Source organism: Bacillus sp. JJ1474 (assembly GCF_036965225.1).
GTDB lineage: Bacteria > Bacillota > Bacilli > Bacillales > Cytobacillaceae > Cytobacillus.
The window spans coordinates 48,686-54,685 of record NZ_JBALPC010000045.1; the positions used below are offsets into that span (position 1 = coordinate 48,686).

4 protein-coding genes are annotated in these 6,000 nt (G+C 38.8%); all 4 read left to right on the top strand.

The window, feature by feature from the left end; all coding sequences use genetic code 11:
- Window positions 1–70 precede the first annotated feature (70 nt).
- The 4 genes from recJ to dtd all read left to right on the top strand — a co-directional run bounded on the left by recJ (window position 71) and on the right by dtd (window position 5,844).
- Window positions 71–2,437: a single-stranded-DNA-specific exonuclease RecJ gene (gene recJ, locus V7164_RS07175; protein WP_335345540.1), complete on the top strand. Its 2,367-nt coding sequence runs from the start codon at window positions 71–73 to the stop codon at window positions 2,435–2,437.
- The gene (locus V7164_RS07180; protein WP_335345539.1) at window positions 2,428–2,940 is read left to right on the top strand and encodes an adenine phosphoribosyltransferase; all 513 of its coding nucleotides are present in this window, start codon (window positions 2,428–2,430) and stop codon (window positions 2,938–2,940) included. The genes recJ and V7164_RS07180 overlap by 10 nt, the downstream gene beginning before the upstream one ends.
- A gap of 255 nt (window positions 2,941–3,195) precedes the next feature.
- On the top strand, window positions 3,196–5,391 hold the full coding sequence (locus V7164_RS07185) for a RelA/SpoT family protein (RefSeq protein ID WP_335345538.1): 2,196 nt from the start codon (window positions 3,196–3,198) through the stop codon (window positions 5,389–5,391).
- Window positions 5,392–5,403: 12 nt separating this feature from the next.
- Window positions 5,404–5,844 carry a D-aminoacyl-tRNA deacylase gene (gene dtd, locus V7164_RS07190; RefSeq protein WP_335345537.1) on the top strand — a complete coding sequence of 147 codons (441 nt, stop codon included), beginning with the start codon at window positions 5,404–5,406 and terminating at the stop codon, window positions 5,842–5,844.
- Window positions 5,845–6,000 lie beyond the last annotated feature (156 nt).

The window sequence follows — 6,000 nt, forward strand, 5'->3', positions numbered from 1 at the left end:
CTTTTTTCAGGACTACGCATTGAAACACAAAGGACCCTCTTGTATAATTAAAAAGTTGAGGGGTGAACAAATGTTACAATCAAAAACTCGCTGGATTGTTCGGAAATCAGATGAAGACAAGCAAAATCTTCTCGTTCAACAATTAAATTTAACTCCTCTCCTTGCTTCATTGCTTGTAAATAGAGGAATAGAATCACCGGAATTAGCACAAAGTTTTCTATTTGATGATAAACAAGAATTTCATGATCCTTTTTTATTAGCTGATATGGAAATTGCCGTAACACGGATAAAAAAGGCGATAGATAAGGAAGAACCGATTTTAATATTCGGAGATTATGATGCAGATGGTGTGACAAGTACGACCGTTATGATGAAGGTTCTTCGGGAATTAGGCGCTAATGTCGAATTCTACATACCAAACCGATTTTCGGAAGGCTATGGTCCAAATATCCCAGCCTTTCAATATGCAGCGGAAACTGGAATCAAACTGATAATAACGGTTGATACGGGTATAGCTGCAGTAAAGGAAGCCGCTGCTGCTGCTGAGCTTGGACTCGATTTAATTATTACAGATCACCATGAACCAGGGCCAGAATTGCCAAAGGCATTGGCTATCATCCACCCGAAACTTGAAGGAAGCCAATATCCATTTCGTGAGTTAGCTGGTGTTGGGGTTGCTTTTAAATTAGCTCATGCACTATACGGTAAACTGCCAGAGCATCTGCTAGAAATAGCTGCTATAGGGACGATTGCGGATTTAGTTTCCTTAAAAGGAGAGAATCGTTTAATCGTTAAACGAGGCTTGAAGAAGCTTAAGTCCACTAATAATGTTGGCTTAACCGCCTTATTAAAACAAAACAAGGTAGAACCAGGCTCAGTAACGGAAGAAACGGTAGGATTCCTGATCGCGCCACGATTAAATGCTGCTGGGAGATTGGATAGTGCAGACCCGGCTGTTGACTTATTGCTTACTGAAGATATTTATGAGGCTGAAGCGATTGCTGAGGAAATAGAGCAAATGAACAAGGAAAGACAAGCGTTAGTAAGCAATATTGCTGAAAAAGCTATTCGTCAGGTTGAAGAAAATTATCCAATCGATGAAAATGCAGTCCTTGTCATCGGTCAAGAAGGCTGGAATCCAGGTGTTATAGGAATTGTCGCTTCAAAGCTAGTAGAAAGATTTTACCGTCCAGTCATTTGTTTGAGCTTTGATAGAGAGAAGGGCTTAGCAAAAGGCTCTGCACGCAGTATATTAGGATTTGATTTATTTAGAAACCTATCTGAATGCAGAGATATATTACCTCATTTCGGCGGGCATCCGATGGCTGCCGGCATGACATTGGAACTGAGTCATGTCGATGAGCTTAGAAATAGGCTAAATTCAGCAGCAAAGGAACAATTAGCAGATGAGGACTTTATTCCAGTTACTACGTTGGATGGGACAGTAAATATGTCAGAGATCCACTTGAATTCTATAGAGGAAATGCAGATGCTCGCCCCATTTGGAATGGATAATCCGAAGCCAAAAATATTAATTAAGGATGCAAGCATTGCAAATATGAGAAAGATCGGTTCGGATCAAAATCATTTGAAAATGACAATTGAGAGTGAAGGCAGTACACTTGATGGTGTAGGATTCGGACTAGGAGAATTATATGAGCATATTTCGCCATATTCTAAAATATCCGTAATTGGAGAGCTTTCGATTAATGAATGGAATAATATCCGAAGGCCGCAAATTTTCCTCCAGGATGCGGTTATTCAAGACTGGCAGCTATTTGATATAAGGGGGATTAAACGATTTGAACAATTAATAGATTTGATCCCTAAAAAACAATCAAAATGGATTGTATTTAATAAAGAAAATGCTATAAAGTTTCCAACATATATAAATGAGAATATGGTAACAGTAAGTTCATATGAGGAAGCAGCGGCATTAAATATAGATCAAGAAAATGTGATATTAACGGATCTTCCACCCTCCAAGGAATTTCTGACCCAATTATTTTCTGGGAAAAATCCTTCAAGGGTATATGCACATTTCTATAAAGAGGAGAGTGCCTTTTTTAGCACACTTCCAACGAGGGATCATTTCAAATGGTTCTATGCCTTAATATTGAAAAAGGGTCCAATTAGCCTTCAGCAATACCGAGACAATATTGCAAAGCATAAAGGATGGAGCAAAGAAACAATTGACTTCATGTCACAAGTGTTTTTTGAATTAGATTTTGTTAAAATAAACAATGGAATCATTTCTATTAATGAGACTTCACAAAAACGTGATTTAACAGATTCGCTTATTTATGAACAAAGACGTAAACAGTACACAATCGAAAACGAATTGCTATATTCACCTTATCAACAGTTAAAAAGCTTTTTCGATTCAGTAATCCAAGGTTCTGTGAAATTTGAGGAGGAAGTAAAAGAATGGACTTAAAACAGTATATTACAATCGTCCAGGACTGGCCAAAGCCAGGTATTCAATTTAAAGATATTACGACATTAATGGATAATGGTGAGGCATATAAATATGCCACAGACAAAATCGTTGAATACGCACAAAAAAAGCAAATTGATTTAGTTGTAGGTCCAGAGGCGCGCGGATTTATTATTGGCTGCCCTGTTGCTTATTCACTAGGAGTCGGCTTTGCTCCAGTTAGAAAGGAAGGAAAGCTTCCTCGTGAGACGATTAAAGTGGAATACGGGTTAGAATATGGGAAGGATGTTCTAACCATCCATAAAGATGCCATTAAGCCGGGACAAAGAGTACTAATAACAGATGATTTGCTTGCAACTGGAGGAACAATTGAAGCAACCATTGAATTAGTTGAACAGCTTGGCGGTATTGTAGCTGGAATTGCCTTCTTAATTGAATTGTCATATTTAAAAGGGCGAGATAAGCTTGGAAAATATGATATTCTTACTTTAATGGAATATTAATTTAAATGGGAGCGCTGATGGGGCGCTCTTTTTATTATGGAACGATCGGCACGCTTAATAAAAAGCAGAGGATATATCCTTTTAAAAACTTACAGATTTCGACAATTTTTTTATTTTTCAGGAAAATAATCGCTATCCCTTTACATATTCGCTTTTTTTTTCGATAATAGTAGCAATCATTCTAATTTTGTTATGACAGTTTTAAACGGAAAATGACAAATCGACAAATGAAAATTAATAATAAAAGGTGATCCCATGGCGAACGATCATGTTCTGACCGCTGAACAAGTCATCGACAGAACGAAAGTATATTTAAATGATGAGCATGTGGCGCTTGTTGAGAAGGCATATGAATATGCAAGACATGCCCATCGTGAACAATATAGAAAATCGGGTGAGCCTTATATCATCCATCCCATTCAAGTAGCAGGCATTTTGGCCGACTTAGAAATGGATCCATCTACGGTTGCAGCCGGTTTTCTTCACGATGTTGTAGAGGATACAGATGTCACACTAGCTGATATTACGGCAGCCTTTAATGAAGAAGTGGCCATGCTTGTTGACGGTGTAACAAAGCTTGGAAAAATTAAATATAAATCGAAAGAAGAGCAGCAAGCAGAAAACCATCGCAAAATGTTTGTAGCAATGGCACAGGATATCCGTGTCATCTTAATAAAGCTGGCAGATAGACTTCATAATATGCGTACCCTTAAGCATTTGCCTGCTGAAAAACAGCGCCGTATTTCTAATGAAACATTAGAAATTTTTGCCCCTCTTGCCCATCGTCTGGGAATTTCAAAAATTAAATGGGAGCTTGAGGACACAGCTCTAAGATATTTAAATCCACAGCAATATTATCGAATTGTGAACCTAATGAAGAAGAAACGGGCTGAGCGGGAGCAATATCTTGAAGATGTAATCAATGAGGTGCGCAGCCGAATGAATGAAGTTTCCATTCGATCAGATATTTCCGGCAGACCTAAGCATATTTATAGCATTTATCGTAAAATGGCTTTGCAAAACAAGCAATTTAACGAAATCTATGATTTGCTTGCTGTCAGAATTGTTGTAAATAGTATTAAGGATTGCTATGCTGTCCTCGGTATTATCCACACATGCTGGAAGCCAATGCCTGGCCGCTTTAAAGATTATATTGCGATGCCAAAGCAAAATATGTACCAATCTCTTCATACGACAGTCATTGGTCCTAAAGGTGATCCGTTAGAAGTGCAAATTCGTACATTCGAAATGCACCGAATCTCTGAATTCGGGATTGCTGCTCACTGGGCGTATAAGGAAGGTAAAAAGGTCAATGAAAGACTGTCAATTGAAGACAAGCTAACATGGTTCCGTGAAATTCTAGAATTTCAAGACAGCTCCAACGATGCAGAAGAATTTATGGAGTCTTTAAAAATTGATTTATTTTCTGATATGGTGTTTGTCTTTACTCCAAAAGGTGATGTCATCGAACTGCCATCAGGATCAGTTCCCATTGACTTTGCGTACCGGATTCACTCCGAGATTGGAAATAAAACAATTGGTGCGAAAATAAACGGGAAAATGGTAACACTCGATTATAAGCTGAAAACTGGCGATATTATTGAAATTTTAACCTCCAAGCACTCATATGGCCCAAGCAAGGATTGGCTAAAACTAGCTCAAACCTCACAAGCCAAAAACAAAATTCGTCAATTCTTTAAGAAACAAAGAAGAGATGAGAATGTTGAAAAGGGTAAAGAGCAAATTGAAAGAGAAATCCGTAATATGGATTTCGATTTGAAAGAAATTCTTACAGCCGAAAATATAAAACGAGTAGCCGAGAAGTTTAATTTCATGAATGAGGAAGACATGTATGCAGCAGTGGGCTATAACGGTGTAACGGCCCTTCAAGTAGCGAATCGCTTAACGGAAAAGCTGCGTAGAAAGCGTGATATGGAACAAGAGGCTGACATAACAAATGCTGTTTCCGAGTTAAGATCATTCCCATCTACTAAAAAGCGTGAATCAGGGGTCCGTGTTTCCGGTATTGACAATTTGCTTATCCGTCTTTCCCGCTGCTGTAATCCGGTACCAGGGGATGAAATTGTTGGCTTTATTACGAAAGGACGCGGAGTCTCTGTTCATAGAGCTGATTGCACGAATATCGTCAATGATGAAGCAAAAGAAAGACTTATTCCTGTTGAATGGGAAACGGACTTAAATGACCGGAAAGAATATAGTGTTGAAATCGAAATTACTGGCTTTGACAGGCGAGGCTTGCTTAATGAAGTATTGCAGGCAGTAAATGAATCAAAAACAAATATTTCTGCTGTATCAGGCCGTTCTGACCGAAATAAAGCGGCAACAATTAATATGACAATTGCGATTCACAATGTAAACCATTTACAGAAGGTTGTCGAACGTATTAAACAAATTCCTGATGTTTATGCAGTTCGCAGGATCATGAATTAAGGAGTATTTGTTATGCGAGTAGTTGTACAACGAAGCAAGGAAGCAAGCGTTAAGGTTAACGGTGAAATAGTTGGGAGTATTCCAAAGGGCTTTGTCCTCTTAGTGGGAGTGACCCATGAAGACGATGATAAGGATGCTGAATTTTTAGCTGATAAAATTGCCAATCTACGAGTCTTTGAAGATGAAAGCGGAAAAATGAATTTATCAATACTGGATAAAGGCGGAGAAATTTTATCGGTTTCCCAATTCACCTTATATGGAGATTGTCGAAAAGGGCGCAGGCCTAATTTTATGGAAGCAGCTAGACCTGAACACGCATTGAAAATATATGAAGCCTTTAATACCAATCTTCGTGTAAAAGGATTAAAGGTTGCGACAGGTGAATTTGGCGCCATGATGGATGTTCAGCTAACGAATGATGGACCAGTAACACTAATTGTTGATAGTAAATAAGAAAAGTGTAAGCGCCTTGCAAAGGAACATCGACTAAAGGCCGCCACGTCCTGTGGCGAACGCCGATGTCAGCACATCCTGTGCAAGTCCGACAAGCACAAGACGAGCCTCTCGGAAAGGTGTCCTTTCCTTTCTGGGAGGATTGGCTTGTGACCT